We start from the raw sequence: 26,649 nt of genomic DNA on the forward strand, positions 1-26,649 counted from the left end.
ATTGACCCATGTTTCAACCGTCCCTCGCATGTTTTCAGCGGGGGCTCTGGAGTGATCGACATGGCGTTACTGAGCGTAATCCGACGCTGGCATTTTCGAGAGCATCTATCGATCCGGGAGATTTGCCGCAGGACCGGCTTGTCCCGGAATACCATCCGCAAATATCTGCGCGCCGGCGACGTGGAGCCGAAGTTCAACGTGCCGGAGAGGCCGAGCAAGCTTGATCCGTTTGCAGATCGTCTATCGGCCTGGCTGAAGACGGAGTCTAAGAAAGGCCGCAAGCAGAAGCGGACGATGAAGCAGCTACACGCTGATCTTGTCAGCCTCGGCTACGAGGGGTCGTACAATCGTGTGGCTGCCTTTGCGCGGGAATGGCGCGATGATCGTCAGAGGGAATTGCAGACGACGGGCCGCGGGACATTTGTGCCCTTGGCGTTCGAACCAGGCGAGGCCTTCCAGTTCGACTGGTCGGAAGATTGGGCGATCATTGGCAATGAGCGCACCAAGCTGCAGATCGCCCACACGAAGCTGAGCTACTCCAGGGCCTTCATCGTCCGGTCATACCTCCTGCAGACGCACGAGATGCTGTTCGATGCCCATAACCATGCCTTCCGTGTCTTCGGTGGCATTCCTGGTCGCGGCATATACGACAACATGCGCACGGCGATCGACAAGGTCGGTCGTGGCAAGGAGCGCGACCTCAACGTCCGCTTCATGGCGATGGCCAGCCATTATGTGTTCGAGCCCGAGTTCTGCAATCCGGCTTCCGGCTGGGAGAAGGGACAGGTAGAGAAGAACGTACAGGATGCGCGTCATCGCTTCTTTCAACCGATCCCACGCTTTCCATCACTGGAGGCCCTGAACGACTGGCTCGAGCAGCGTTGCAAGTAGTTCTGGGCCAAGACGCCCCACGGTCAGATGCGTGGCACTATTGCCGACATATGGGCCGAGGAAGTCCCAGCTCTCATGCCGCTCTCCAGGCCGTTCGACGGGTTCGTCGAATATACGAAACGGGTCACGCCTACCTGCCTCGTGCATCTGGAGCGCAATCGCTACAGCGTTCCGGCATCCTTCGCCAATCGCCCGGTAAGCCTCCGGGTCTACCCGGATCGGGTTGTCGTCGCGGCAGAAGGCCAGATCGTCTGCGAGCACCGTCGCGTCATCGATGGCTCCCATGATCGGCCAGGACAGACCATCTATGACTGGCGTCACTATCTGGCGGTGGTGCAGCGTAAGCCCGGTGCTCTAGGCAAGGTCAGGCGCGGAGCGTTCCGGCACCATCGTCACTGACGCGGTATCTGCCATGAGCCGTATTGAGCAGTCGTCGCAGTCCATTTCAAACATCATCGGCGTCATCGATGAGATTGCCTTCCAGACCAATCTTCTGGCGCTGAACGCCGGCGTCGAAGCGGCGCGTGCCGGTGAGGCTGGTAAGGGCTTCGCTGTCGTCGCACAGGAGGTCCGCGAACTCGCTCAACGATCCGCCAGTGCCGTGAAAGAGATCAAGACCCTTATCAACGCGTCCGGACAAGAAGTGCGAAACGGGGTGTCGCTGGTCGACCAGGCTGGCGAGGCTTTGAGCACGATCGCGGGCGAGGTTCAGGCGATCAGCCGCGAGATCTGCAAGATTATCGACGGTGCCAAGAGACAGGCAGAGGGTCTGGCCGAGATCGATCAGGCCGTCGGACACATCGACAAGAACACGCAGAGGAATGCTGCGATGGTTGAGGAGTCAAGCGCTGCGATCCAACAACTCGTCCAAAAGGCCACCACGCTGGATCACCTAATGGCGCAGTTCAAGACCGGATTGAAGACGGGTTCTGGAACCCGTCGCGCGGCTTGACCGCAAGCGAAGCCGGGGTCCGCACGAAAGACTTGGGGTCACGATCATCGTGGCCCCGTTTTCGTTTCAGGGTTCCGTCCCGCCTCTGACGTCACTCACACTCGAGGTTCGGATACCAGTCTCTTGCCAATGCCGGGACCATAACCACGACCGGTTCCAGACTGCTCAAATGTGAGGACTACGCGTTTCCACCGATTGCGCCCATCGCGCTACTTAGGATATCACACCGCCGAGGCAGGAAACGCTGCTGGATGGAGGTTCAGAACAGGTAGTCATCAAGGAAGGGACACTGCGGTGGGCAAGTGGTGAAAGGATGAACGCCAATTTGAGATAGCCCTCGAGTATTGTCCGCAGCAAGTTCGAAATTATTGAGCCTGACTCGCGGTTTCAAAATTCTCCGAATCCTGTTTCTGTAGAAGCTGTCGTGCATCCTCAGCGATCATCGGCCGGCCATAGAGGTATCCTTGAACGAGATCCGGTTTGAGGGGCGCAAGCACGGCCATCTCCTCTGCAGTCTCGACGCCTTCGAGCACGCAGCGCAAGTTGAGCTTGGTGCATAGGGCAATGATCGCGGCAACGATTTCGCGCGATGTGAGGCTGTGGCCGACCTTGCGGATGAAGCTTCTGTCGATCTTGACCTTGTCGAGCGGAAGCTGATCGAGGTACTGGAAGCTCGAATAGCCAGATCCGAAATCATCGAGTGCCACCCGGCAGCCGCTGCTTCTCAACCTGGCGAGAACAGTGCTGGACGTCGTCAGATCAGACATTACCGCAGTTTCGGTGATCTCGAACTCCAGACGGCTCGGCGAAACTTCTTCCTTCATGATGTGACTGAGCAGCCAGAGAACGAAGGTCTGGTCCGAAATGTCCCGTGCTGACAGGTTGAAGGACAGACTGATGTCGTCTGGCCAATTTTTCAACTCTGTCAGGCCCTTGCGGAACAGGATGGCGGTGACCTTCTGAATGAAGCCAGAGCGTTCGGCGACGCGGATGAAATCGTCTGGACGGACAAGTCCGAGCCTTGGATTTTGCCAGCGGGCAAGTGCTTCAAAGCTGACGACACGCTGTCTGGTTGGCGAGTATTGTGGCTGGAACAGCAGGAATAGCTCCTGCTCGAGGTCGCCTTCGCGCAATTCCCGTTCAATGGCGATCGCGTCCTCCATCACCTTGCTGTCGGTGGTATCGAAAATGATGCACTGGCCGCGGAACCGGGCTTTAGCTTTGTAAAGAGCGAAGTCGGCCTGCTCGTATAGCTGTGTGCTCGCCGTTCCCAGGTTTGGATAATGCGAGAAGCCCGCGGAAGCTCCGACCGATAGTTCCTGGTTATCGATGATATAGGGGGCGGTGATCGCCTTTAGCCAACTGGTTGCAAGCGCCCTGACCTCCGATTCCTTGATGTTGCCGATCAGGACGACGGCAAACTCGTCACCACCGATCCGGCCAATCATAGCCCCTTCGAAATGTAGCTCCGTAGCCCGCGCGACGCAGGCGCGCAACAGGCGGTCGCCCATCGAGTGGCCGTACACATCGTTGATGCCCTTGAAGCCGTCGAGATCGAATATGCCAAGCCAGAATGGCGTACGCTCCTCGATCAGCCGGTCGATCTTTTCGAAGATGGCGCGTCTGTTCGGGATCCCGGTCAGCATATCGGCATCCGCTATGGCCCGCGCCTTGATCGTTAGATCATCGGCCAGCAATCGTGCGTCGATTTGGCGAATGATCGCATGCCTGAGCAACCCCGTCATGCTCACCGAAGCGAAGGCAGTCGCAACGACAATGGAAACATACTCCGCGTAGAGGTCCTTAGGGAGAGATGTGGAGAACCAGTAAAGGGTGGCCAATGTCAGGGGAACGCTGATCATGACCGTGCGTGTCGTGGCGCCGGTGATTGCAAAAATGAAGGCGAGCAACACGAAGTATATGTAGCGCGTCTCCTCATTGTAGACGAGCAGGTAGCTAACGAGGTTGAGGTACATGAACAGATGCATGGCCAGGTTATGCAATTCGAGCTTGGCCAGGGACATTGTCCGGTTGTTTGCTAGAAGCTTGTTAAACAGGTAAAAGCCGAGAGCCGTCGTCGTACTGATGAGGGAGAACGCGACCAGAATAGGGCCGGTCTGCGTCTGCCAGTGCTCCCAGGTGACGAAGAGATAGTAGCCGCAGGCGGGCATCAGGATTGGTCGCAGGATGGGGATATAGGCATCCACCATTGCCTGCTGTCGTGCCGGGTCGATGGATATCCCGAGCTGATTGAGGAGACTGGCGATTTTCATCGAGAGAATTTGTTTTCGTCCGATCCAGAGACTTCACGCTTTGATGGAGATAAACGCATAGATTTGCCCCGTTTATTGTCTGCCGTCAAAGGTACACTCGCAGCATGGCCCGACTTCTTGTCATTGTCGGGTTATATATCAGTGAGATTTAAAACAGGTTTACGGCATGCCAGTGTGGAGCAGCGCTAAATTTCCCACGCCTATGCATCTTAGTGGGAAAATAAGAACAGTCTAATAGAATGATAGAGGCGTCTGCCACGTCGCTTCTGTTGCAGTCATCTGTCATGGTGACGACTGCCTTGGGCTCGGCTGCCCGCCAGCCGCAGGCGTAGAGCAGACCAATTGCCGTCTTTATGAACTTTTCCCGCTTGTCTAGATCGAGGCCAGCCAGCTGCGAACGGTCGAGGGCCGCCAATCGTTCGGCGATGCGGTCTTGCAATTTACTCATCTGGTAAGCCGTGCCTGGAGGTCGCTATTCGATTAGCCTGGTACCACGCCCTATGCTTCGTGGGGCGTGGTTGTAGTATTATGACTCCCGCTGAACGGATCGATGCCGCGACTGCTCCAGGGCCTCAAGGAGAGGAATGCCGCAGTTCGCCGCTTCGGTCAGATAACCAGAGCGTACGTCATTGCGGAAAAATTCCCCCGGACTTGAACCAGCTAATTCGGCGCGCCGCTTGAGGGCGTCATTGATCGCCTTGGGGTCCAGCTGCCGACGCGAAACATTCCTCCACCGATCAACAGCCCTGAAGACACTGTCTTCGTCGATTTTCGCAGCCCTCAGTCGAGCCCTCAGGGCATCGACCGATCACCGCTGAGATAGACCACTTCACCACTGTCGACGCCGCTGGTCCTAGTGCGACCGAGATGAATGGAAAGGGAGAGCAGGGCAGAAGACCTGTATCTAACCGTTGGTCCGGGGATGACGGGGTTTGGTCAGCCAATGCTGGATATCGAGATCAGCGCAAGCCATCTCTAAAGAATTGCAACGAAAGGGCACGTTGTCATTGCGCTGAAACGGCTTAGGGACGATGCTGCTCGTTTGCTGCGCCTAGAGGAAGGGTAGCGACGGGCGCTAGAATGCTCAGATCAGGCAGCCTGGTCATTCGATGTGGTCAGTGAGGAGTACCTTTATTGCAGTAGCTGGCGACGGAACCGCGAGTTTCCCGATCGCGAAGTGTTGCAAATGGACCGGGCTCATTGGATTGATACACGCGGCGAAAATGGCAGGCCGTGTTAGCGTTTGCCTGAGAATCGCCGCCTGTCCGTCAGGCGATCTGTGCTCGCGATGCCTGGAACCAGCTTGCCAGGCGCCAGCACGTCCTGAGGCCGTCGGCTTCCTGGTACGAGCCGACGCCCTGGCAGCGGCTCTATCGCCAGACGGTGACCCAGCTCGCCGACGGCGCGACCATCAGGGACGCGGACGAATTCCGTCAGATTTCGAAGACGCCGCCGCGGCACAACCACTGATATTCCGGCGCACGCCGCCAAGGGTGCGCCGGAAAACCTGTGCAAAATCAGGGTTAAAATCCGTCTCATCGGGAACCTGGCCTGCCCCCATGGGGTGATCCGGTTGGAATGTTAGTGCATGCTTGGCCTGCTGGCCACCGCTGGCGTTGATGCCGGTCCGTTTTGGCGAGGCCAAACAGAGGCTTCGGGAGACGGTGGCCTGTAGCCCAGCGATGAGTGCGGCCGCACGGTGTTGTAGTGACGTCGCCAGTTTTCGATGACGATCTTTGCCTCCTTGAGCGTGTAGAAGATTTCACCGTTGAGCAGTTCGTCACGGAGCTTCGAATTGAAGCTCTCGCAATAGCCGTTTTCCCACGGACTGCCCGGCATGATGTAGGCGGTCTTGGCACCCACCGCCGCGATCCATTCCCGCAATGCCTTGGCGATGAACTCCGGCCCGTAGCACATCGGGAATCTTGCTCTAACATAGCCGGCGGCGCGCGTAGCCATGCGTAGCGCAGCGCGCCGTCGGCGGTGGTCATGGCCGGTCAACAGGTCTCTCAACCGCTTCACCTGGTCACCCTTCAAGCCGCCGTATTCAGACCGCCACCGGTAGTATGTAACTTCCGTCACGCCTATCGACCGGATCGCCTCCGCCATCGATTTTCCATGCGCATTCAACACGTCAACCTGACGGAGCTTCGTGACGATCTCTTCTGCCTTGTGTCTTTTCCCTGCCATTTCAATGTCCTTCCTCGGCTCAATAGCCATACTTCAAGAAGGATCACTTTTCAGGGGGCAGACCATCTGCGTGAACGAATAGCGCACAGGCCGTTTTATGGTGGGGCTTAAGCCGGATTTCTGGCTGTAGCGTGAGATGGCCCGAACAAAAAAACGCCACGGCAGATACCGTGGCTAGGAAGCGACTGACGCGCCTGGGGATGCCGTCAACTGGGAGGTCTTGGCCCACTCAGTGAGCCTATAGGTATGTGTCACGAATAGCAACCTCAGCAATCGAATCAGAAAGCTGCGCGCCACCTGCTGCTTGGCTCGACCCTACGGATAGCGACTATTTGCCTGTTTCTGGGGCGAACTGCTGGCATTGCCTGACTTCGGAATCCGTTGCGCCCATCTTAGGGATATGCTGACAAATTGCTACCATATCATCCGCAAACGGATGTGCCTGATCGCAGGCAGGTAACCCCCGACCCGGTTGCGTCACGACCAGGTCGTGGGGCATAGGTCGCGTCCCCCATAGCGGGAGCAGGCGTCAAAGCATAATTCATCAATAATCTAAATTACGGCTGTGCGGCAAACGCCCGGCTGCGCTTGTTTACAGGAAACAAGACTATGGTCACTGACACGAAGCGTCATCGCAAGCCTGCGATCGTCCTGACAAAAACAGACTACGAGAGGCTTTTGCGGCTCGCAGAAGCTCATGCTTTGCGCAATCCAGAAGTCTCCGAGGAGCTTATGGTCGAGCTCGATCGTGCGCGCGTCGTGCAAAATTACAAGATTGCCTCCAATGTCGTGCGTATGGGATCGACTGTCCGCTTTACCAGTGATCTTGGCGAGGATCGTACGGTGACACTCGTGTTTCCTGGAGAAGCCGATATTGCCGCTGGCAGGATTTCCATCCTCACACCAATTGGCGCTGCGCTCATTGGTCTCTCTGCCGGCCAGTCCATCGACTGGGTCGCACGCGACGGCCGTGTGCATCGTCTTCATGTCGAGCACGTGGAGAACCTTGCAGCAAGCAAGGTGGCATGATGGCTCACGCGCTCCGTCGTCTCTCCATCAATGGAGGCTCCCTAATCGCAGGATAGTCAACCCTGCGCGGAATGCGCGCAGGGGATCTCCCATTCTTGTCGATGTATTCGCTCAAAGGTGAGCGACGGAGAACTGCGAAATGTCGAACGACAATATCATCCTGACGACCAAGGATTTCACCATCCTGGAGGTCCTGCGTGACCGCCACCATGACCAAACTGGCCTGCTGATGCCCCTGATCCGGAACAAGATGAAGAAGGCCATCGTCGTATTCCGAGAAGACCTGCCGGGTGACATTGCAAGCATCAACAGCCGGGTACGCTTCCGCGTCGCAGCTGGCGAGAGTGATACGCGTGTTATCTCAACCGGACAGACTCATGGGCCGGTGGGCATGTTCCTGCCCATCACGACGCTTCGTGGTCTGGCGCTTCTTGGACTGCGCGAAGGTCAGGCGATGTCATTGGTCAATATGAACGGCGTCACGGAGAAGATTGTGCTCGAAAAGGTAGAGTATCAGCCAGAAGCGTCGCGGCGTGAACGAGAGGCGCTAGGTCAAGAAGAGCTTACGGCTGGGCGAAAACCAATGCTGCGCGTCATATCTGGCGGACTTGATAGGCATCGCTGCATGAGTTCCGTTGTGGCTGGCGGATTTGATGATCCGGGACCATCAGCAGCCTGACGTCTAGCCGTAAGCTTCTCCCGGATGCGCGCCGAGATCGAGGTGCGCATCCGAGGTGTGTCGGTAACTCGCCCACCCCCGAGAACGCTCAGCACTGTTGTTTCTCGCTGATCGAAATGTGAATCCTCCCGAGAATTGGCCTCGTGCTGCTCGCTTTGTGCGCCGAGTGCGTCTCCCAGAAGCGAACCGCGATATAGTCGTTGCTCCATGGTCCCTGACACCTGTCTTGTCGTCCTCAGCAATGAATTGACTACGGCATATCGCAATCGGTCTGGTGGCCAAGTGTTTTGTGAGACAATAAGGTTGGTTGGTTGATCAGCCCCTCGCTTCATCTGATGACGCAGAGGGCTTTGATTGACTTATGCCAGGCCGGAATTACTCATAAAATGAGGGGGTTTCGCCCTTCAGTTAATTATATTTTAGAGATGTATATGATTTAGCTGATGTTCTGAGAACACGCCGGGGAGAGCGCTTCCTGAGCGCTCGACCGCGAACATACGTAGGCACCATGAAGTCACTCATTCCCACTGTCTACTTCTCGCTGGCGGTTGCGGTTGTCGCTGTCATAGCGGCAAGGCCGTCCGGCCCCTTCGTCCTCGTTGTAACCTCACCAGCAGCACATGCGGCGGGTTCGATGGCAGTCATCGACCGGGCTGACGGTGCGTTTGTCTGGGCTGGAAGCGTCCCCTGGATGTCGGTCGCTTATTCGCAGGCTCCGGATTTTCCGGAGCGGCTTCTCGATGCGGGCGCTTTGCTCGTCATCAACCATGATCTGGCGCTTGGTTGCCTGCAAGGAATGAGCACATGAATGAACTGAAGAAGCTCAGAGACAGGATCTCCTACGGCATCGTCGGACTGCTCTGGATCAACTTTGCGCTGATCGTTATCCGCAATCTCGTCCGCGAGCAGGGTGTCGACTGGACCATGATCCTGGCCACTCTCGCCCTGTTGGTGCCGGCCACACTCTTGTGGACAAGGGATCGGACCGGCGCGACCACCCGGATGGTGACCTCAATGGCGAATGCGGCGACAGTGGCCATCCTCGTCTTCGCCTTTCAGGGGTCCCCGCTCCAGATCGACACCCACATGTATTTCTTCGCGAGTCTGGCGATCTGTGCCGCCTGGATCGATTGGAGGGCGATTATAGGCTACGCCGCGCTCGTCGCTGTCCACCATCTGCTTCTGTATGTTGCGATGCCGCTGGCGGTCTTCCCGGGGGATTCAGACTTCTCCCGTGTCGTCCTGCATGCGGTGGTGCTGATCGTCCAGAGCGTCGTCCTGATTGCTCTGACCTCGGCTGTCGTCAAGGCATTCGATGTGTCCGACCAGGCTGTTGCCGACGCGGTTGCCGCCGAGCGCGAGGCCGTGGAGATGGCCGATCACGTCAAGCGAACCGATGCCGCTGCAGAGGCCGACCGCCGCAATCGGGAAGCGGAAAAGGCGCGCGAAGCCGAGGCAGTGGACTACGCCGTTTCCGAACTGGCCAAATCGCTGCAAAAGCTGGCGGAGGGGGACCTCTCCTATCGCATCGACAGCGTCTTCTCTGGCCCGCTTGATGAGTTGCGCACGTCCTTCAACACGTCGGTGCAGAAGCTCGAAGTGGTCGTTTCTCAGGTCGGTCAGGTGGCTTCAGTTCTGCGCAACGGTACGGGCCAGATCGGCCGGGCCAACAACGATCTCTCGGCTCGCAGCGAGCGTCAGGCCGCGTCGGTCGAGGAAACCGCAAGCGCGCTATCCAGCGTGATGGCCACCGTGAAGGAAACCGCGTCTGTTGCGGATTCGGTCGGAAAGCTGGTTAACCAAGCGAGGACGGGCGCGGAACGATCCGGCACGATCGTAACCGACGCGGTCTCTGCCATGAGCCGTATCGAGCAGTCGTCGCAGTCGATTTCAAACATCATCGGCGTCATCGACGAGATTGCCTTCCAGACCAATCTTCTGGCGCTGAACGCCGGCGTCGAAGCGGCGCGTGCCGGTGAGGCTGGTAAGGGCTTCGCTGTCGTCGCACAGGAGGTCCGCGAACTCGCTCAACGATCCGCCAGTGCCGCGAAAGAGATCAAGACCCTTATCAACGCGTCCGGACAAGAAGTGCGAAACGGGGTGTCGCTGGTCGACCAGGCTGGCGAGGCTTTGAGCACGATCGCGGGCGAGGTTCAGGCGATCAGCCGCGAGATCTGCAAGATTATCGACGGTGCCAAGAGACAGGCAGAGGGTCTGGCCGAGATCGATCAGGCCGTCGGACACATCGACAAGAACACGCAGAGGAATGCTGCGATGGTTGAGGAGTCAAGCGCTGCGATCCAACAACTCGTCCAAGAGGCCACCACGCTGGATCACCTGATGGCGCAGTTCAAGACCGGATTGAAGACGGGTTCTGGAACCCGTCGCGCGGCTTGACCGCAAGCGAAGCCGGGGTCCGCACGAAAGACTTGGGGTCACGATCATCGTGGCCCCGTTTTCGTTTCAGGGGTCCGTTTCGCCTCTGACGTCACTTACAGCCACTGCTGGCCCTCGCTGCGGACGAAATAGATCAGGTCGAGGCTGAGGCTCGGCAACCCAGCATGATCGTCTCCAACAATGGCGCTGAACTCACGTCTTTTGCGATCCTGGCTTGGTCTAAAGACCACAATGTCGTATGGCACTGCATCGCGCCGGACGAGTCTATGCAAACGGCCATGTCGAGATTTTCAACGACCGCATGCGCGATGAGTGCTCCACCAAGGCCTTTTCTTGCGTCTTGATCCTGCCCGCAGCACGATTGCCGAATGGGCGGAGGACTACAACACGTTTCGTCCGCATTCGTCGCTCGAATGTCAGACCCTGGCTGCCTAAGCCGGACCATCGCCGCAACCCGTTCTCACACTGCGCAATGTGAAAGCTAGACGTTTCCACCGGTTGCTCCCACGGCGCCACTTGGCGTATCCAACTGCCGAGGCACTAATCGCTGCTGGATGGAAGTTCAGTGGCAGGTCAGTCACCCACAGGATCGAGTCGACTTCTCGGAGTATGGCGAAATCAACGTGCTTCTCGACGGTGTCGAAGTTCCATAATTTAGCTTATGCGATTTTTACTAACGTATTGATATAAAAGAGAAAATTGACTTTCACATTTGCGGGTTGAGCCCTTTCTCCACTTAACCTGAAGCCCGTATATGGATGTGGATTAAATTAAATCTGGCCACTCATGAGGCCAGCTCTTGAACCTCTATGGTCCATGCTTCACCCATTGAAATTTGCTCCTCTCACCGCAATTGTGGGCACCAAGCGTTATAGCTGTATGTGCTACAACGCCGTCGGCGTCGATATCAGCAGCAAGGGACAGTGGCATGTGTGGCCGCCTCACGAATACGATGACCTGGGCCGAAATCCACGCCCTTTACAATATCCACGCTGAGGCCCCGCCTCCGTCGAACATGCCGGCGCGCTACAACATCGCGCCGACACAGAACGTCCATTTCGCCCACAAGGACAAAGCCGGTGACCTCGAAATCGACTGCGGGCGCTGGTGGCTCGTGCCGTTCTTCGCCAAGGAGTTGCCGAAGGCCGCAATGTTCAATGCGAGGATCGAGACCGTTGACTCTTCAGGGGCATTCCGCGAACCCTTCAAGTCGAAGCGCTGCCTCATCCCGGCTGATGGCTATTTCGAATGGACCACAAGCGAAGAGGACGGCAAGAAAGATCCATGGCTGTTGCAACTCCCCGAGGGGAAGCCTTTCTCGTTCGCCGGACTATGGGCGCATAACGACAAGCTAGGCGTCACCAGCTGCACGATCATCACAGCGCCAGCCGTCGACCACATTGCGCACATTCATACGCGAATGCCCGTTATGCTGGATCCATCGGCCTATGAGACCTGGTTGGATGCCTGTGTTCAGGGTGCTGAAGCGAAAGCTTTCCTCCTTGAAAACCAGATCGACAGCCAGCTCGAGTTTTACCGTGTCGGCCGGGAGGTGAACTCATCTCGCTATGATGGCAGCGACACGAAAAAGCCAATCCTGAACTCCTTGTAGGAGCTTCAGAGCAAGGAGGTTCCCGATGAAGTCGCCGTTCTATTCCTTCCCTATGGTCGCCGCCTGTGTGGCTTTGGCCTCATCTGGTTGCAGTGCGGATGGAGCTTCATCCTCGGCAGCAGGTCCGTGCAAAGCGGAAGCCGCGCAAGGGTTGGTCGGCAAGGAAAAGCCGACAGACGCCGAGGCGATGCAGCTGATTGGCGCAAAGACTGTTCGCCAGATCCAACCCGGCGACATGGTAACCCAGGACTTCAGAGAGGATCGGGTGACGATCGAGACTGATCCCGCCACGGGACTGGTCACTCGGGCCACCTGCGGCTGATTTATCTGTCGCCAAAGAAAAAGGGCCAGCGGAAGCCGCGGCCCTTGAGGTGTGAAGGTCTAAGCCTCCAGAGGGGAACGATCGACGCGGCGGCTGGGAGGACCCGCTGTGTCAATCAAGATTCTATATGGTGAACCGATCGGCGGCCTGCAAGCTGATCACTGCGCATTCTGGTCCTGCGCGCTGCTTGTCGACGAACGCTTTTCGGCTTCAGACAGCCGCTCAAGTAGCGACTGGATCCGATCGTCGTCCGGTATCGGCTGAAGCCTCTCATGCCTCTGCGCTGCCTTGCGCACCATGTCACTCGAAGCGAGCTGCCTGAAAAACTTGCTTTGGTCTGCCATCCGAAACCTCCGTCGCCAAAACGACGGGTTGTGCAACTGGTTCCGGACAGGATGGTGCCATACGGAGAGGTATATTCTCTCTCAACATCATCCAATTACACCGACAAGCGAGGGTTCGCGTCAATGATGCGCGGTCCCCCCAATTTCGCCGCTGCACTACGAAATCGGCTCCCCCCCGCCCCGCAGGCCCCCTCCGGCGGTCACTGACCCAAACCCTCCCTTGTCGGTCCCGCACCTTTGTTTTCATTCAAAGGAGCTGACGATGACCACTTACGACCACATCAACGAACTGCGCGCCGAGCTTGCAGCGTCCATCGACCAGGCCGAGCGTCAGCAGATCGCAGCCGAGCTGGCGGCGGCCAAAGCGAAGCTTGCCGAAGAAGAGGCCGCATTCGATGCGCTGATCAGCGCCGAGCCGCCCCACTAGGGCGGCTCTTTCCAATGCCGGCGCGTTGGGTATTATTGCGCTGTTACACGGTACCCTTCATCCAGGGCACCAGCCCCTACTCGATCGCGGTTCGAAGACGGTACGTCTCCCCTACCCTTACGACGTCATAGGCTTCCATAACCCGACCTTCGAAAAGCCTGTGCAGCGGATTGCGACGATCAACGTCAGACCCGACGATCACGCCAGCACAGACGCGGAAAATCTCCCGGGGCTCGATACCGCTGTTGTCTATCAGCAGCGCCTCATCAGCGTATCTGAGGGCGCTAGACAGCATCCGCAGCGATCCTTCATGGCGCCGTCGGATGATGTCTTCCGGAATGTCGTGGCCGCCCTTCTCTACCCGACGCTGAACACGTTCGATGTTGAGTTCAACTGAATCCAGGGCGACGTAGTAGAGGCCGACATAGTACCCAGTCGCCTGGGCTCGGCTCATCAGATTGATTGACTGTTGGCTGCTCAAGGTGGTCTCAAAGACGAACGACTGCCGGGTCTCGATCATCTCACGGATCTTCATGAGAGCCGCCCTCCCCGCTGCCATGGCGGCTGCCCGGCCATCCCTGGATCCTGTGAGCTGTTTGGCAATCTCATCAGCGTTGACCCAAGCACCGTCGAGCTGCAGCTTGGCATACGCCGATGACTTGCCCGATCCGTTGGGACCGCCGAGAACGATACAGGTTGGCTGGGACAAAGAGTGACGACCTCAGGCGGCAGAAATGCGCTTTCTCTGCTCAAATGTTGCCTGATCCTCGGCCTCATTCTGGAGGTCACGAGCGGAGATCGGCAGTCCCAAGCGACGGCTCTCGGCAATCGCTTCGCGGCCGATCTGCTTCAGGGCTTCCTTGTTCTCGTCAAACTTCTTCAAGAGCATTTGCGGTCTCCTAAGGAAAGAATATAGCGCAGAACGAGCCCGTCGGCAAATCAGGACTTTCCCAGATGAAGGCGTCAAGCGACGCGATCAAAAGCTGCAGATCTGCTCTTTGCGCGTCTAGTAAGAGGATGGTACCCTTCTGAATCCGTTGCAACGGGAAGGATGATCACGCCATGATAGACGAAGTAGTCGATCTTTCGAAAACGCTGGTTTGGACTGTCGGAATGATCACGCAAGCCGGTCCTGATGAACGTAAGAGAGTAGTCAATGCTTATCGCGAAGCGCAGGACCTGGTTGCGCAGATCCCCAAAACCGACGAAGGCGCCCGGCCTCGTATTGTCGCTTGCTTCCATCGCTCGGATAAATACCGCGCTGTCGAAGATATCGCCTGCGTTGGCTGGATCCTGACGGCGATCGAGGAACGCGTCAATGAAGGCGACCTTCCTGATTGGCGAAAGCTTCGCAAGGTCGTGAAGAACGCGGTGAAGCTCCTGTCGGACCCTGCCCCGACGCTTCACTGAATGCAGTCAGGTCCGGCACACATCCGATGGTTAGACATTGCTTTTGGCCTGGTGATGCGGAACGGTTTTGCCGGGGGGAGTCGGTCCCGGCTTCCGCTTCGCGGCGCTATGCTAAGCCTCCTGCGGCTTCCCTTCTTCCGTCAAAACCGTGTCGAGAATTCCCGCTTTCCCGCCCCTGAAGGAGGGGCGGCGCTATGCTGAAAGCTCCGATGTTCTTCATTGTCCTTCTCGGATCTCGGACTGGCGCCGATCGATCCGAGCGATGGCTTCGCCAGACGGGGGGAAGGACGCCGCATGAGCGCCGGCTATTCGCCAATGGCGGCCGGCGCGCGGCGGAAAGCAGAGCCAACCCATTGAGTGCAAGTTATGGCGCGGCTTTCGCCGCGCCATTCCCTTTCTGCTTCTCGATCGTCCGGGGCTCCATGGCAAGCACAAGGTCATGCACCATCTTCAAGGCCGTTTCGTCGAGCTTCTGCAGGTGGCCCACCGTTTCTTCCATCAGCTTGTTTCTCTCTGCTTCCTGTGAGTTGCCTTCGGATTGAGGGGGGCGTTCTTTGATGAAAGGATCGAAGAACTCTTCCGGAGTAATATCGAGGACCTCGAATACGTGGAGCAGGCGTCCGACGGTCATCAAGGATGAGGCGTTTTCATAGCGGGCGTAGGTTGCCTCCTTTACGCCCAGGAGAGTCGCGACTTTGGCTTGCGCAAGTTGTCGATCGGTTCGCAGGTCACGCAGCCTTCGCGCGACAAGCAGATCCAGTTCCTTGAGGTCGATGATCTTTCCGTCGAGCCGTTTGCGATAGATCGAATGATCTCTGCTGGGGTCGTCAACGCGTTCAAGTCCGAGATCACTCACCCACTGCTCAAGTCCGAAACCTGCCATTGCCGCCAACCATACTGGAATTTCATCGTTGTTCCTCCGGGACAATCAAAGATGGTGCCTCGAAAGTCTACCCTGGATAGCTGCTTTGGCGCATCGCTTGGCGACCCCGCTCTATGCCTTCTGCACGGAGCCAGCGGCCGCTGTCTCCGCCCATTCGGGTGACGATCGGTTGCGCTGCGGCTTCGCCTTCAATCACATGCATCTTGGGCAAAAATTGGTTCGGAACATTTACAGCCTCGCCCGATCGACCCATATTGCCGGCTGATCAGGTCAGGTCATGGCAGATCTCTAGCCCTTATCTGTCATGTGCCTACGGAGGCCGTCCCGCCTGATCGGGGCGGCCTCTCCGCTCTCCTAAAGCTCTTCACAGTGACCAGCATCTGGATGATTTGTACGGTCTACGTCACCATGAAGCAGTGACGCCGGAGGCGTCCTGTCAATCTCATCGATGAGGGAAAGAGGAGCGCCGCCCCCTCTCCCTCACAAGGGGAAAAAACGGTCTCCCCGTCCTTCCTTCGCGCAGCCTTAAGGCCGCGCTTTCGTGCAGGATCGCCGCTAACGCGGCGCCCCTTCGGCTTTGCCTCGGGCGGGAGAACCCCCTCCGTTTTTATCCCCTTGCCACCCTCTCCCCCGCTGCTCCGCGCGAGCTCGGGAGCAGGAGCGGGGCTCCTGCCCACGAGGGGCATGAGAAGACCGCTTCGCGGAATAGGAGAAAGGGCTAGACTATGACCACAACCGCAACTGTTTATCTGCTGGACCCGGAAGCCGGGACCATTCAAGCCGCAGAGGTCGCCGCGCCAAGCGCGTTCTCTCAGACCTACGGGCTGATTGGATGCCAGCTTGTCGAGGTGGTGCCATTCGACACGAACCACGTTCTTATCGTCGATGAGGAGGGTTTGCGGGACGGCTTGACCGCTTTCACTGTCTTTGATGGCTACCCGCAGCCATTGGCTGGAAAGATGGTTCTTGCCAGTCTGGACGGCTCGCATGTCCTACCGCCGCAGATCAGCATTGAGGAAGCAGCGGCCCGCCTGAACGTCTGCAAGCCGGTTCTTGATCCGGTCTTTGCCAAGGCAGACGAGCATTCCCCCAATGGGGTCGTTCTGGGCGGCGCTTTGATCGGGTTCCAGACCCGCATCACCCGCATTCACCCAACCGTCATGGCGGGGGTAGTCCGATGATCATCGCTGTTGTCGAGGACCGCACCCTGTCCATTCTCGCCGGAACCTTTGCCGCGACCATCGCGGCAAAGGACATCGAACATAGCTTCCATGCCCTTACTCATTTTCCGGAGCGGCGCACCCTTTCCGAACTGGAATGGCTGGCAGAGCGCCTGAACGGCTTTGCCGCCTACATGGTAGAGCTGTGGGAGCAAGCAAAACTGCCCCTGCCGGACGCTGAATTGGAGGCCTTTGCCCGCCGTCATGTCGAGATCACCGCCAAGTATTGGGCAGCGGAAGGCCGTTACATGAACTGGTTTATCACCGGACCTGCCCGTTTTCCCGTCGCCCGCAATGAAAAGCGGATGCGAGTTTCAGACGCCCGCCGTGCTGACATCTCAGCCCATATCGCGACTGCGAAAAAAGCAGTGAAGCGCAAGGCGTTTCCCCACGGGACCGATGACGAGCCGATCCGCTCCGGCGATCCGGCAGCCATGCAGCGCATCGCCTCGCGGATCGAAGACCTGGCACTGTCCATCGACCGGATGAAACGGGCGAATGTCATCATTCGCCGGATGGAGAAGGATCAGGCGAGCGAAGCCGACATTCTGGCCCGTGTGGTGGCCGAAACCGGCATGGACGAGGAGAGGGCATCGCGTGGCGTTACCCTTGCCCCGTGGCAGAACCGACGCGGCTTTTCCACCACCAACACCCGCGCCGAACTGCGCCGCATGCAAACCCGCCTTGCATCGCTTGCTGCGATGAAGAAGCGCGGCGACCGCGCCGAGGACGTCGAGACGGAGGCAGGAGCCGTCACGGTCAAGGAAAATACCGACATGGCCCGCATTCAGTTGCTGTTTCCCGGCAAGCCGGACGAACAGACGCGGCGCACCCTGAAATCTCACGGGTTCCGCTGGTCCCCTGCGCAGGGGGCTTGGCAGCGCAACTTGAACGAGGCCGGACGCTATGCGGCCAAATGCGTCTTGAGATCGATCAGCGGCGACAGCGCCGCTTGATCAGCCCCGGAGAACAGAGGATCCCCACATGAATGAGCAGATTTTTGCAGTCATGGAGTTTTCCGGCCGAGGCGACGCCATGTTCGGCGGCAGTGCCGCCGACTGGAGGAAGCCTACCTTTGGTGCGCTGACAGCATTTTAGTGGTTTTACGGGGCTGGTTCTGAAGGCCTAGTCGCCGTACAGACGATTGCGATCCCTGCCAATCCAGCGGGCGCGGGTCGCTCGATGGGAGCTCGCCCCCTCCCCTAGGGCTCTCTTCCTGCTCAGTCTACTGTAGCGGTGAAACCTGGCAGATCGAGCAGGAGGGGTGGTTCGGCCCTATACTCTGGCCGGCGCGGTCTGCGCCACTCCAAAGGTTTCGAAAAGATGGCAAGGGTCTCAGTGCCGGAACTCCCCTGCCCCATCAAGCGGCCGCGATGTCAACGAAGTCAGTGCTAACGGCGGCATATTTCCGCTGCGCTCGTCGAATGGAACAGCAAACACCGACCATGGGCGGCAGTCTTCTTGGCGATCCCAGCGACCGTAGTTAGCCCGTGCGCGGGTGGGTAGCATCTATAGTGCGTAACTTGTTGTCGTCACTACAGAATTAAGAGTTTTGACGGCAGTCAACCGATGGCGAAATGCTTCACTCGCTGTCCGCGCGTCGCCAAAACATCGCGTCTTTGACCCCTCATGGGCCTTAAGGTTTTGTTAACTTAATTTTCCTTGCTGGAATCAGAGAATCGGGGATAATGACGGCATATCCTCAGTTTCGGTAATTTTACCGACAGAATGGTCAACGACTCTATGAACGCGTTCTCACTTCCTTCGTTCGAATTTGACGACAAGATACTGATGCAAGGTGCGGAAATCTCTCGCAGGCTCAACCAGCTGCGGCTGGAGAATTTCCCGCCGAGCGCGAAGAAAACCTTGCGGCAGTTTTCTGTGGGTGAGGTCGCCCACTACCTCGGCGTTACGCCAAGCAATCTGAAACGGCTTTATTTGGACGGTAAGGGACCGGTCCCGACCACAATGTCGGGGAATAGGAAGTACTACACAGCTGAGCAGATGTTGGAGCTGCGGCAGTACCTCGCGGAAACGGGGAAGAGCGAAGCCAAGAGATACCTCCCACAGCGCAAGCCGGGCGACAAGCTTCAGGTCATTGCCGTCGTGAACTTCAAGGGCGGTAGCGGCAAAACGACGACTGCTGCCCACCTAGCCCAGCATCTTGCGCTTACGGGCCATCGAGTTCTTGCCATCGACCTCGATCCGCAGGCTTCGCTTTCGGCTTTGCATGGCTTTCAGCCCGAACTCGATCAAAACCCGTCGCTCTACGATACGATCCGATACGACGAGCGGAAGCCGATTGCTGATGTGATCTTACCAACCAATTTCCCTGGCCTCGACATCATCCCGGCGAATCTCGAGCTGCAGGAGTACGAATACGATACCCCGCTCGCGATGCAGGCCGGCAGCGAGGGGAAGCGGTTTTTTACTCGACTTGGCAAGGCCCTCATGGACGTCGATGATCGTTACGATGTTGTGGTCATCGATTGTCCGCCGCAGCTAGGATATCTCTCGTTGACTGCCCTCACCGCCTCAACATCGGTTCTGATTACCGTCCACCCACAAATGCTGGATTTGATGTCCATGAGCCAGTTTTTGCTGATGCTCGGCAACATCACGAAGACCATCAAGGCGGCTGGTGCTGACGTAAGGCTTGACTGGCTACGCTACCTGATCACCCGTTTTGAGCCGCAAGACGTGCCTCAGGTTCAAATGCTTGGCTTCATGCAATCAATGCTCGCCGAGGAAATTTTGAAGACGCCGATGGTAAAGACGACTGCGATCTCTGACGCCGGATTGACCAAGCGGAGTCTTTACGAGTTAGAACGATCTAACTTTACCCGGGGGACTTACGACCGCGCCATCGAGTGTATGGATGCCGTGAATTTCGAAATTCAGGGGCTTATCCATCGAGCATGGGGGAGAATGTAACGTGTTGACCGCCGTCAAAATCCAGAAGGTTCTTTATCGAATCAACCGCTTAACGATCCGAGGATAACAAGATGGCGCGGAAGAACCCATTTATGAACGTCATGAGCGAGGAAGCGCCGGATAACTCCAAGGCTATCCTCGAATATACGAACAAGGGTGCCTCGAAGTCGCTTATCCATTCTCTAGACGAGATGGCCGCGCAAGCAGATCGCTTTCTAGAAGGAGAGACTGTTGTCGAGCTGGATCCCGCTATAATCGACGATTCGTTCATTCGGGACCGCCTCGAAGACGACCCGGCAGATTTCGACGAGCTCCTGTCAGCAATTCGAGATCGCGGGCAGGACACTCCTATCCTTGTGCGGCCGCACCCGTCAGCCACGGGGCGGTACATGGTGGTATTCGGGCACAGACGCCTTCGTGCGGCCAAGGCGCTCGAACGAAAAGTGCGTGCGGTCGTCAAAGATCTTAAAGACAGCGATCACCTGGTCGCCCAGGGTCAAGAGAACTCCGCACGGGCGAACCTGTCGTTTATCGAGAAGGCAATCTTCGCTGCAGAGATTGCTCGTCGTCAGTTCGATGGCGACAACGCGATTGTGCTTTCCGCCTTGTCTATAGACCGGGCCACGCTCTCGAAGATGCTGGCCGTCTCGACGATTCCCAAACTGGTGCTTGATGCCGTCGGTGCAGCCAAGGGCATCGGGAGGGATCGCTGGTACGAACTCAAGAACCTGTTAGAGCGTCCATCGACTCTTGAGAAAGCACTGCACTTCATTGAGACCGCCGACTTCAAAGCAAACGGCGGCGACGACCGTTTCAATGCATTACTGGCTTTCTTGAAGGCAGTCGGGAAGCAGGGCAGTCCTAAGGCGATTCGGACCCAAAAGTGGTCGTCAGAAGACAAAGCCGTATCAGCCTATATCAAGGCGGACGCAAAAACGTACACCTTCGCCCTAAAAGCGCGGGATGCCGCGGGCTTCGGGGATTTCATCGCTGACAGCCTGGGAGACTTGTACCAAGCCTACCGGAACAAATTGGATCAACAAGGAGAGTAATCGGCAAAAAGAAAAAGGCCCCCAAACGACCGAAGTCGTGGAAGCCCTTCTCGTATTCCCTAAGCAAGAATGAGAATCGCATTTCCATGAATCCCAGTCAAGAGTCTTTGGCATCGTTTTGGTGAGCGGATTTCTTTTGCCTGAAGAAAGGTGAAGGAATATGCAGACAGGAAATGTGACGACGCCCTTTGGGCGGCGGCCGGCTGTGCTTGCTCTTGTAAAGAGGCAGCTCCAGACGTGCGAGACGAAACCAAACCGCCCGGTCGAAAAATGGAAAGTGTTTCGCGACGCCTGTGAGGCCCGTGAACGCCTTGGCCTCCAGGACAGGGCGCTGACTGTGCTGGACGCATTGCTGACGTTTTATCCAGAGAGCGAGCTCAACTGCGATAGTGGATTGGTGGTCTTTCCATCCAATGCCCAGCTGTCTGTCAGAGCGCACGGCATTACCGGAACGACCTTGCGGCGGCATTTGGCTGCCTTGGTCGAAGCCGGGCTCATCCAGCGCAAGGATAGTCCGAACGGCAAGCGCTACGCTCACCGGGACAAGGGTGGCGATATCGAGCAAGCCTTTGGGTTCGATCTTTCTCCACTTTTGGCTCGTGCTGCGGAACTTGCAATCCTGGCACAGGAAGTCGCTGCCCAACGCCTGCAGTTCAGGCGAGCCAAAGAGGCACTTACTATCTGCCGGCGTGATGTGCGCAAGCTGATTTCAGCAGCGATGGAGGAGGGGGCCGACGGCGACTGGGAAGCCATCGAAGACATGTATGTCGGCATTGTCAGCCGACTTCCCCGCAATCCTGACCGTCACCAGGTGGAGGCAATCCTCGACGAGATGCAGCTTTTGCGCACCGAAATCCTCAACCTTCTGGAAAATCAGTTAGATTCTCAAAATATGAACGGCAATGCTGTTCAAAATGGCTGCCACATACAGAATTCAAAACCCGAATCCATCTATGAATTTGAACCTAGCTCTGGAAAAGAGCAGGGCGGAGCCGTCGAGCTGGAAGTAGCACCCAAAGCGGTTGCTCAGCCGTTGGCAAAGCCGGAACAGATGAAGGCGTTCCCGCTGTCGATGGTCCTGAAAGCCTGCCCGCAGATTTCGGACTACGGGCCCGGCGGCGCGATCTCCCATTGGCGCGACCTGATGGGCGCCGCGGTGGTGGTACGATCAATGCTTGGTGTTAGCCCGTCGGCTTACCAGGAGGCTTGCGAGGTGATGGGGCCGGAGAACGCGGCGGTTGCCATGGCTGCAATATTGGAGAGGGCAGGGCATATCAATTCGGCAGGTGGATATCTCCGCGATCTCACGCGCCGGGCGAGGGGAGGGGAGTTCGGACTGGGACCGATGCTGATGTCGCTGATGCGTGCAAATGCGAACAGCGATCGGAAAACGGGGTGAGGGACGACGCGTTCCTAAATGGCCATCACTTGACGGCCCTTTCCGTTCTTCAATCGTCTGTCGGGGTATCGACCTTGGATGATTTTCGACCTGGTGGCCGGCCGGGGGGACGGCCTTTCCTGCTGACTCTCGCCGCTTTTCTAGTCAGTCGTTGGCGTTCGGCCTCAGCTTTTTGCTTCGGCCTCCGCTTCCGCTTTTTGCCGAGCTTCAAGAACATCCTTAGGCGTCAGTTGGCCAACTATACCGATCAAACTGCGTATGGTGTCATGCGGGAGGTCATGAATGAGTCTGAAGAGTTCAACCCGATCATCGGCCTCTTCAGGATTTTTACCGTAGAGATGAGGTGCTGCGGCATGAATCATCTGCATCGGCAGGAACCCAAGGAGCTCGGAAAGGTGAATCATTCGAGAGACGGTCAGTCGCGAAATGTTCAGTTCGTAGCGGCTGTAGACCACTCGAGCGAGACCAGCCAGGGTCGCGAAATCACTCTGGGTCAGACTAGTTTTTAAGCGTTGGGACTGTAGGAATGCGGACAGTTTTGCGTCGATCTCGCCGAAGCTGGCTATGCCGTCGAATCCCTCCTTGCGGTACAAGGGTCTCTGGAAATCTGGATCTGTAGTCTCAACCAGTTCCATTGATTTGATATAGTTGGATAGATTTTGCACCATCTGTATTCCCTCAGTCACCAAGTCCGCCTGGGGCGGATATCACGCACATTTAGTTCCAAAATGGCACTGTCATTCAACAACCATGGCGGTACAATGCTGCCAACTGCCACTTGAGGCAGGCTCACACTCCGCTTGGTTCGATGCGGAATTTGCGGACTTTCCAAAGCTCCCTCAGGGTGGGTATCTATATCAGAAATCTCAGCACCTTCCGGGCTGCGATGATGTTGTAGGGGAACATCCCAATGGAGGAGTGTCCACAATTGAGCTGCAGAAGCTCCGGTGGCCGTCCGCGTAAGCTAGTCAAGTCGTGTATCAGGTGGTGCGCCCTCTCTGGGCGCGCAATCGTATCGCACCTCCCCTGCACGAACAGCAATTCTAGATCGGGACGCGAGAGCCAGAAAGTATGCATGTCGAGATTAATCAGGGTCCACGCCTTCCTCAAATCTTCAAGTGACATGGAGGGTTCAATCCGCCCTTTTAGACGTTGCATGGTCTCTGAAGTCCAAATCAGGTCAGCAGGGCTTGGCGGTGTTACCATCAAGACGGCCTTATCGACTATCTCTTCTTGAGCTGCCACCAGCCCAGCAACCGTGCCACCTAAACACATGCCTACGACGGTAATCGTGCGGTACCTCTGACCTTTCAGCCAGCGGACAATTTTTCGGCCGTCCAACACCGCCTGCCTCATGGATCGAACAGTTCGGCCTATGCTGGCATTGAAAAATTGTTCTTCCGAACAATCGTTTGAGCCCCGGCTGAAATGATACGGCAAGGTGGCCTCGACGACAGTCATACCCCTCTTGGCGAAATATCTGGAGAACGCTGGATAGCGGTTGCGTGAGTACCAATGATGAAACACGACAAGCGCATGGTCTTTTGCTCCGCTCTCGGTCACAACGCACTCAAAGACGTTGTTTTTCTCGTCAGATGTCTTGATGTCCGATTCAAAAATGACTCGGTGTGCATCTTGGTAGATCGGTTCAGCCGGCAAGAGGGGTGTGAAAAACGCTTCGGTTTCGCAGAGCGTCGTGACGGCCAAGTCGTGATCGCCATCTTTTACAACTGGCTCATTGACCGCGAATGCCAGGGAGGTGTCATGCGCGAAACCGATAGCGCTTTTGCTGATTCGTTCCTGACGTTGGAGTGACCGCTTGATGTGTTTGCGATCATGATGACGTGCGAGATAGCGAAACATAACTTTCTCCTGTTCGTCGCAGGTGCAAAATCCTCATAGGGTTATTGCGGATGGAGGATCCTCCACGGCAGAGCTGCGGGTAGTACCGGGCATGCTCATCCCTATGGAATACGACGGCAACACCCGGGCCCGGCTGAAGGTCGCGTTTATGATGCGATGTCGAATGTTCCCTGGAATTCCGCATCAGCGTAATATCTTAGCTTGTGCGCGGCGATCGGACGTCGTCCCGCTAGGAACAGCAACTGCACATGAGATGGCAGCGTTCGAATTTCATCCGAGGTCAGCAGAGGGCGTGCGGTATGGTGCTGGCTGTAGGTAATCCCGGACTGCTGAGAGTCGACAGCGTGCGCCATCGTTCGGAACACCACGGTCTCTTGTCCGAGGAGATCTGAAACGAGCCGCGCGCTGTCGTGGTCGTTGACGCCGAATACCTGAAGGACACCGGCATTTGAGAGGAATGTCCCGGCTTTCTGCCCGTAGGTGGATCGCAATTGGTGAACGTCCTGCAGGATGGGCCACAGTTGCACGCCGTATCCTGCCATGAGACCCATGGCCCGCTCAACGGACGCTAAGTGCCCAAGAGCTGCGAATTCATCCAGAAGGTACAGTACCGGGGTGTCTGGCTTCTCCGGTGTGCGCGCCATATCGAGGAGGCTTTGGGTCACAAGCAGACGTAGCCAGCGGGAATAGGTCGAAAGGCGATCGGGCGGCAGGACGAGGAACACCGTGGTGTTGCGACGCTTGAGATCTGCGAACGAAAAGTAGCTCTCATCGAGCACGCGGTTCATGCGGGGACTGTCAAGGAAATGTGTGTGTCGCTGCGCCGCCGACAGAACACCTGCCGCTTCGCGATCGGACTTGCCCAGGTGGCGGTTGGCTGCCCTCGCGATCAATCCGCCAGCATTGCTCATATCTTGCATCTCTTTGAGCAAGGCAGCGAAACGCTCAGGCGGAAGCGTCAGATACTCACGCAGCGTGCCCAGGTGGCGTCGTGCTGCGGGTTCGACACTTACGATCTTGAGGATCAGGCCTGAGATCAGCGCTTTGGCTTCTTCGTTCCAATGGGCCTCTCCTGTCATGCCGGGATCATCGACGACCAGTGCATCGGCAAGCGTGCTGGCATCTTCGGCGACATCGAGGCCATCTGGGTCCAGCGTGTCGAGCGGATTGAATGCAGACGAGCGGATCCCTGTCACGCCGAAGGGATCAAGGACGTGAACCGGTCCAAACCTCTCCCGGGCTCGGTTCGCGATCTTTGCATTCTCGCCCTTTGGGTCGATACAGACGATCGAGCGGTCGGCAGTCAGCAAGTTCGGGATAATTGTGCCCACGCCTTTGCCGGTGCGTGTCGGGGCCATAGTGAGAAGATGGCTCGGACCGGCATAGCGCAGCATCTTGCCTGTTGTTGCGTCGCGTCCGATCAGGAGCCCATTGTCTGTCTGGACAAGAGGGGAGACCTCCCTGTCGGTGGCGAAGCGCGCTGAGCCGTGGGTATCGGTTTGGATGTCGCCAAAGTGTATGAGGATAAGAGGGGCACACAAGAGCAGCAGGCCCAGCGGAATGCTCAGTGTGAAGACAATGTTCAGGATGCTCCAGGACAGCGTCTGAGGCTCAAAACCTAGCTCCCGCGCTTTTAGGCTTAGCCAAAACCCACCGATGATGACGAGGCCGAGATAGCCAAGCAGGACTTTAAGACCTGTCGGCGTAAAAGCTTTTGCCAAGGCTGCCGAGATCGCCCAAGCGGGATTGGCGAAAGCGAGACGCAGCATGGTGCTGTAGGCTCTGAGTAATCTCATCGGCCGTGCTCCTTAAATCGCGACTTGCGCAATCCGTGAACTGCGCAACCCCTTTTTGCAGAAGCCGAATTCCTCACTCAACTTTTTGGCGTGAATTTGGCTTTGTGGGCGCAAAATGCGCCTGCCGGTTACTTCAGGATGTCATCGAACAAGACCTTGTCATTGTCTCGGGTGAGAAAGCCTGGCAGCTCGCGTCGCAGCCAGTCTGCCAGGCGCGCACTAAACTCCGGGTCGTTGGCGTTCTCCAACCGATGCAGGACGAGGGCGCCGAGGAGAACTTTGCGACGGGTATCGTTGGCGCGCTCCTGCTTGGAGAGCCTTGCCTTGAGAGCAGATCGCTGTGCATCAAGCTGAGCGAGGCGTTCTTCGATGGATTTGCGAGCCATCACCTAGTCCTTCTTATAAATCGCTTTGGTTTTGCGCAGCGCTTCACCGCTGTCGATAAGACCGGCCTTTAGTGCATCGCGGACAATCGCAAACTCCTTTCCCGCGGGCAGGTAATGCGGGTCATCGCGGGTTGCGACGTGTTCGCTACTCTTTCCCGATCCTGCAAACACAATGCCACTGATGTCTGGATCCGCCGTCAGGATGGTTGCGATATGGCTGTCGATCGCACCCGTTGTGTCGCCGCTAAAATCACGGCTGACATGGACGTCGCCCGCTTCTGTCTTGAGTGTCAGTCTGTCCAGATGGGGGAGAAGGTCCAGTATGCGCGTCAGCGATGATACCGTCTGCTCGCTGAAGGATATGGGCTGGGAGCCATTGCTCAGCATCAGCAATTGCCATGGCCGTGTCTGAGCGCTCTCTCGAGCACGCTTGACAGCGCTGGGGTTCAAGCTGCGGTCTGGTGTCTTGTTCACCACTCGCTCCTCCAGGATAAAACTACTGACCCATACTAGCCCGATAGGCAAATGATGTCACACCGAGGCGATCGTTTGCCCGTGCTCGATAGGCAAATGATGTCACACCGAGGCGA

At 57.2% G+C, this 26,649-nt stretch carries 23 protein-coding genes and 5 pseudogenes; 16 read left to right on the forward strand and 12 right to left on the reverse strand.

Features of this window, described 5'->3' with window-relative positions; genetic code table 11:
• Positions 1–60: 60 nt before the first annotated feature.
• Positions 61–1,269 (forward strand): annotated as a pseudogene (gene istA, locus QTJ18_RS01275) (IS21 family transposase); the annotation flags it as partial.
• A pseudogene (locus QTJ18_RS01280) lies at positions 1,253–1,843 on the forward strand (methyl-accepting chemotaxis protein); the annotation flags it as partial. The pseudogenes istA and QTJ18_RS01280, both read left to right, overlap by 17 nt.
• 365 nt (positions 1,844–2,208) lie before the next feature.
• On the opposite strand, the gene QTJ18_RS01285 reads toward QTJ18_RS01280, so the two are convergent.
• From QTJ18_RS01285 to QTJ18_RS01300, 4 genes and pseudogenes are all read right to left on the reverse strand, one after another.
• Positions 2,209–4,116 (reverse strand): putative bifunctional diguanylate cyclase/phosphodiesterase, encoded by a 1,908-nt coding sequence (locus tag QTJ18_RS01285; RefSeq protein WP_252755592.1) that lies wholly within the window; start codon positions 4,114–4,116, stop codon positions 2,209–2,211.
• Between the two features lie 526 nt (positions 4,117–4,642).
• Positions 4,643–5,007, reverse strand: a pseudogene (locus QTJ18_RS01290) (site-specific integrase); the annotation flags it as partial.
• A gap of 16 nt (positions 5,008–5,023) precedes the next feature.
• Positions 5,024–5,128 (reverse strand): annotated as a pseudogene (locus QTJ18_RS01295) (IS481 family transposase); the annotation flags it as partial.
• 569 nt (positions 5,129–5,697) lie between these two features.
• The gene (locus QTJ18_RS01300; protein ID WP_301557737.1) at positions 5,698–6,306 is read right to left on the reverse strand and encodes an integrase core domain-containing protein; all 609 of its coding nucleotides are present in this window, start codon (positions 6,304–6,306) and stop codon (positions 5,698–5,700) included.
• Positions 6,307–6,915: 609 nt separating this feature from the next.
• Here QTJ18_RS01300 and rnk point away from each other — a divergent pair.
• From rnk to QTJ18_RS01340, 8 genes and pseudogenes are all read left to right on the forward strand, one after another.
• On the forward strand, positions 6,916–7,335 hold the full coding sequence (rnk, locus tag QTJ18_RS01305) for a nucleoside diphosphate kinase regulator (RefSeq protein WP_113460735.1): 420 nt from the start codon (positions 6,916–6,918) through the stop codon (positions 7,333–7,335).
• A 139-nt stretch (positions 7,336–7,474) separates the two neighbouring features.
• Positions 7,475–8,014: a GreA/GreB family elongation factor gene (locus tag QTJ18_RS01310; RefSeq protein ID WP_252755590.1), complete on the forward strand. Its 540-nt coding sequence runs from the start codon at positions 7,475–7,477 to the stop codon at positions 8,012–8,014.
• Positions 8,015–8,522: 508 nt separating this feature from the next.
• Complete coding sequence (locus QTJ18_RS01315; protein ID WP_252755589.1) at positions 8,523–8,822, forward strand: hypothetical protein; 300 nt, start codon at positions 8,523–8,525, stop codon at positions 8,820–8,822.
• Between the two features lie 116 nt (positions 8,823–8,938).
• A complete protein-coding gene (locus QTJ18_RS01320) occupies positions 8,939–10,411 on the forward strand; it encodes a methyl-accepting chemotaxis protein (protein ID WP_301557738.1) in 1,473 nt (490 codons plus the stop codon).
• A gap of 158 nt (positions 10,412–10,569) precedes the next feature.
• Positions 10,570–10,966, forward strand: a pseudogene (locus QTJ18_RS01325) (integrase core domain-containing protein); the annotation flags it as partial.
• Positions 10,967–11,339: 373 nt separating this feature from the next.
• A complete protein-coding gene (locus QTJ18_RS01330) occupies positions 11,340–12,023 on the forward strand; it encodes an SOS response-associated peptidase (RefSeq protein WP_252755495.1) in 684 nt (227 codons plus the stop codon).
• 25 nt (positions 12,024–12,048) lie between these two features.
• On the forward strand, positions 12,049–12,345 hold the full coding sequence (locus tag QTJ18_RS01335; protein WP_252755496.1) for an I78 family peptidase inhibitor: 297 nt from the start codon (positions 12,049–12,051) through the stop codon (positions 12,343–12,345).
• A gap of 606 nt (positions 12,346–12,951) precedes the next feature.
• Positions 12,952–13,116 (forward strand): hypothetical protein, encoded by a 165-nt coding sequence (locus QTJ18_RS01340; RefSeq protein ID WP_173014038.1) that lies wholly within the window; start codon positions 12,952–12,954, stop codon positions 13,114–13,116.
• Between the two features lie 76 nt (positions 13,117–13,192).
• On the opposite strand, the gene QTJ18_RS01345 is transcribed toward QTJ18_RS01340, so the two are convergent.
• Together QTJ18_RS01345 and QTJ18_RS01350 are read right to left on the reverse strand one after the other, a co-directional pair.
• Positions 13,193–13,825 (reverse strand): ATPase, encoded by a 633-nt coding sequence (locus QTJ18_RS01345; protein ID WP_152508047.1) that lies wholly within the window; start codon positions 13,823–13,825, stop codon positions 13,193–13,195.
• 12 nt (positions 13,826–13,837) lie between these two features.
• Positions 13,838–14,005, reverse strand: a complete 168-nt coding sequence (locus tag QTJ18_RS01350) for a hypothetical protein (RefSeq protein WP_165222187.1) — start codon at positions 14,003–14,005, stop codon at positions 13,838–13,840.
• A gap of 224 nt (positions 14,006–14,229) precedes the next feature.
• On the opposite strand from QTJ18_RS01350, the gene QTJ18_RS01355 reads away from it, so the two are divergent.
• Positions 14,230–14,526, forward strand: a complete 297-nt coding sequence (locus QTJ18_RS01355; RefSeq protein WP_252755497.1) for a hypothetical protein — start codon at positions 14,230–14,232, stop codon at positions 14,524–14,526.
• 364 nt (positions 14,527–14,890) lie between these two features.
• Here the strand turns inward: QTJ18_RS01355 and QTJ18_RS01360 are convergent, their stop codons facing one another.
• Positions 14,891–15,409, reverse strand: a complete 519-nt coding sequence (locus QTJ18_RS01360) for a helix-turn-helix domain-containing protein (RefSeq protein WP_174047072.1) — start codon at positions 15,407–15,409, stop codon at positions 14,891–14,893.
• A 725-nt stretch (positions 15,410–16,134) separates the two neighbouring features.
• On the opposite strand from QTJ18_RS01360, the gene QTJ18_RS01365 reads away from it, so the two are divergent.
• The 5 genes from QTJ18_RS01365 to repC all read left to right on the forward strand — a co-directional run bounded on the left by QTJ18_RS01365 (position 16,135) and on the right by repC (position 22,014).
• Complete coding sequence (locus QTJ18_RS01365) at positions 16,135–16,590, forward strand: DUF3846 domain-containing protein (protein ID WP_252755498.1); 456 nt, start codon at positions 16,135–16,137, stop codon at positions 16,588–16,590.
• Positions 16,587–17,585: a DUF8626 domain-containing protein gene (locus QTJ18_RS01370; RefSeq protein WP_252755499.1), complete on the forward strand. Its 999-nt coding sequence runs from the start codon at positions 16,587–16,589 to the stop codon at positions 17,583–17,585. Before QTJ18_RS01365 ends, QTJ18_RS01370 begins: the two co-directional genes overlap by 4 nt.
• Before the next feature lie 787 nt (positions 17,586–18,372).
• Positions 18,373–19,563 carry a plasmid partitioning protein RepA gene (repA, locus tag QTJ18_RS01375; protein WP_142523863.1) on the forward strand — a complete coding sequence of 397 codons (1,191 nt, stop codon included), beginning with the start codon at positions 18,373–18,375 and terminating at the stop codon, positions 19,561–19,563.
• Positions 19,564–19,634: 71 nt separating this feature from the next.
• Entirely contained in the window at positions 19,635–20,615 is a 981-nt protein-coding gene (gene repB, locus QTJ18_RS01380) for a plasmid partitioning protein RepB (protein WP_142523864.1), read from the forward strand.
• Between the two features lie 160 nt (positions 20,616–20,775).
• Positions 20,776–22,014, forward strand: a complete 1,239-nt coding sequence (gene repC / locus QTJ18_RS01385; protein WP_252755500.1) for a plasmid replication protein RepC — start codon at positions 20,776–20,778, stop codon at positions 22,012–22,014.
• Between the two features lie 164 nt (positions 22,015–22,178).
• Here repC and QTJ18_RS01390 read toward each other — a convergent pair whose 3' ends face one another.
• The 5 genes from QTJ18_RS01390 to QTJ18_RS01410 form a co-directional block, all read right to left on the reverse strand.
• Complete coding sequence (locus tag QTJ18_RS01390) at positions 22,179–22,682, reverse strand: helix-turn-helix domain-containing protein (protein ID WP_252755501.1); 504 nt, start codon at positions 22,680–22,682, stop codon at positions 22,179–22,181.
• Positions 22,683–22,866: 184 nt separating this feature from the next.
• Positions 22,867–23,877, reverse strand: a complete 1,011-nt coding sequence (locus QTJ18_RS01395; protein ID WP_252755502.1) for an RcgR family putative quorum lactone hydrolase — start codon at positions 23,875–23,877, stop codon at positions 22,867–22,869.
• Positions 23,878–24,023: 146 nt separating this feature from the next.
• Complete coding sequence (locus QTJ18_RS01400; RefSeq protein WP_252755503.1) at positions 24,024–25,673, reverse strand: type IV secretory system conjugative DNA transfer family protein; 1,650 nt, start codon at positions 25,671–25,673, stop codon at positions 24,024–24,026.
• A 128-nt stretch (positions 25,674–25,801) separates the two neighbouring features.
• On the reverse strand, positions 25,802–26,059 hold the full coding sequence (locus QTJ18_RS01405) for a mobilization protein (RefSeq protein ID WP_148169298.1): 258 nt from the start codon (positions 26,057–26,059) through the stop codon (positions 25,802–25,804).
• 3 nt (positions 26,060–26,062) lie between these two features.
• Positions 26,063–26,533: a hypothetical protein gene (locus tag QTJ18_RS01410; protein ID WP_252755504.1), complete on the reverse strand. Its 471-nt coding sequence runs from the start codon at positions 26,531–26,533 to the stop codon at positions 26,063–26,065.
• Positions 26,534–26,649: the final 116 nt, after the last annotated feature.

The sequence above is a fragment of the Rhizobium sp. SSA_523 genome (assembly GCF_030435705.1).
In the GTDB taxonomy this organism is placed as follows: domain Bacteria; phylum Pseudomonadota; class Alphaproteobacteria; order Rhizobiales; family Rhizobiaceae; genus Neorhizobium.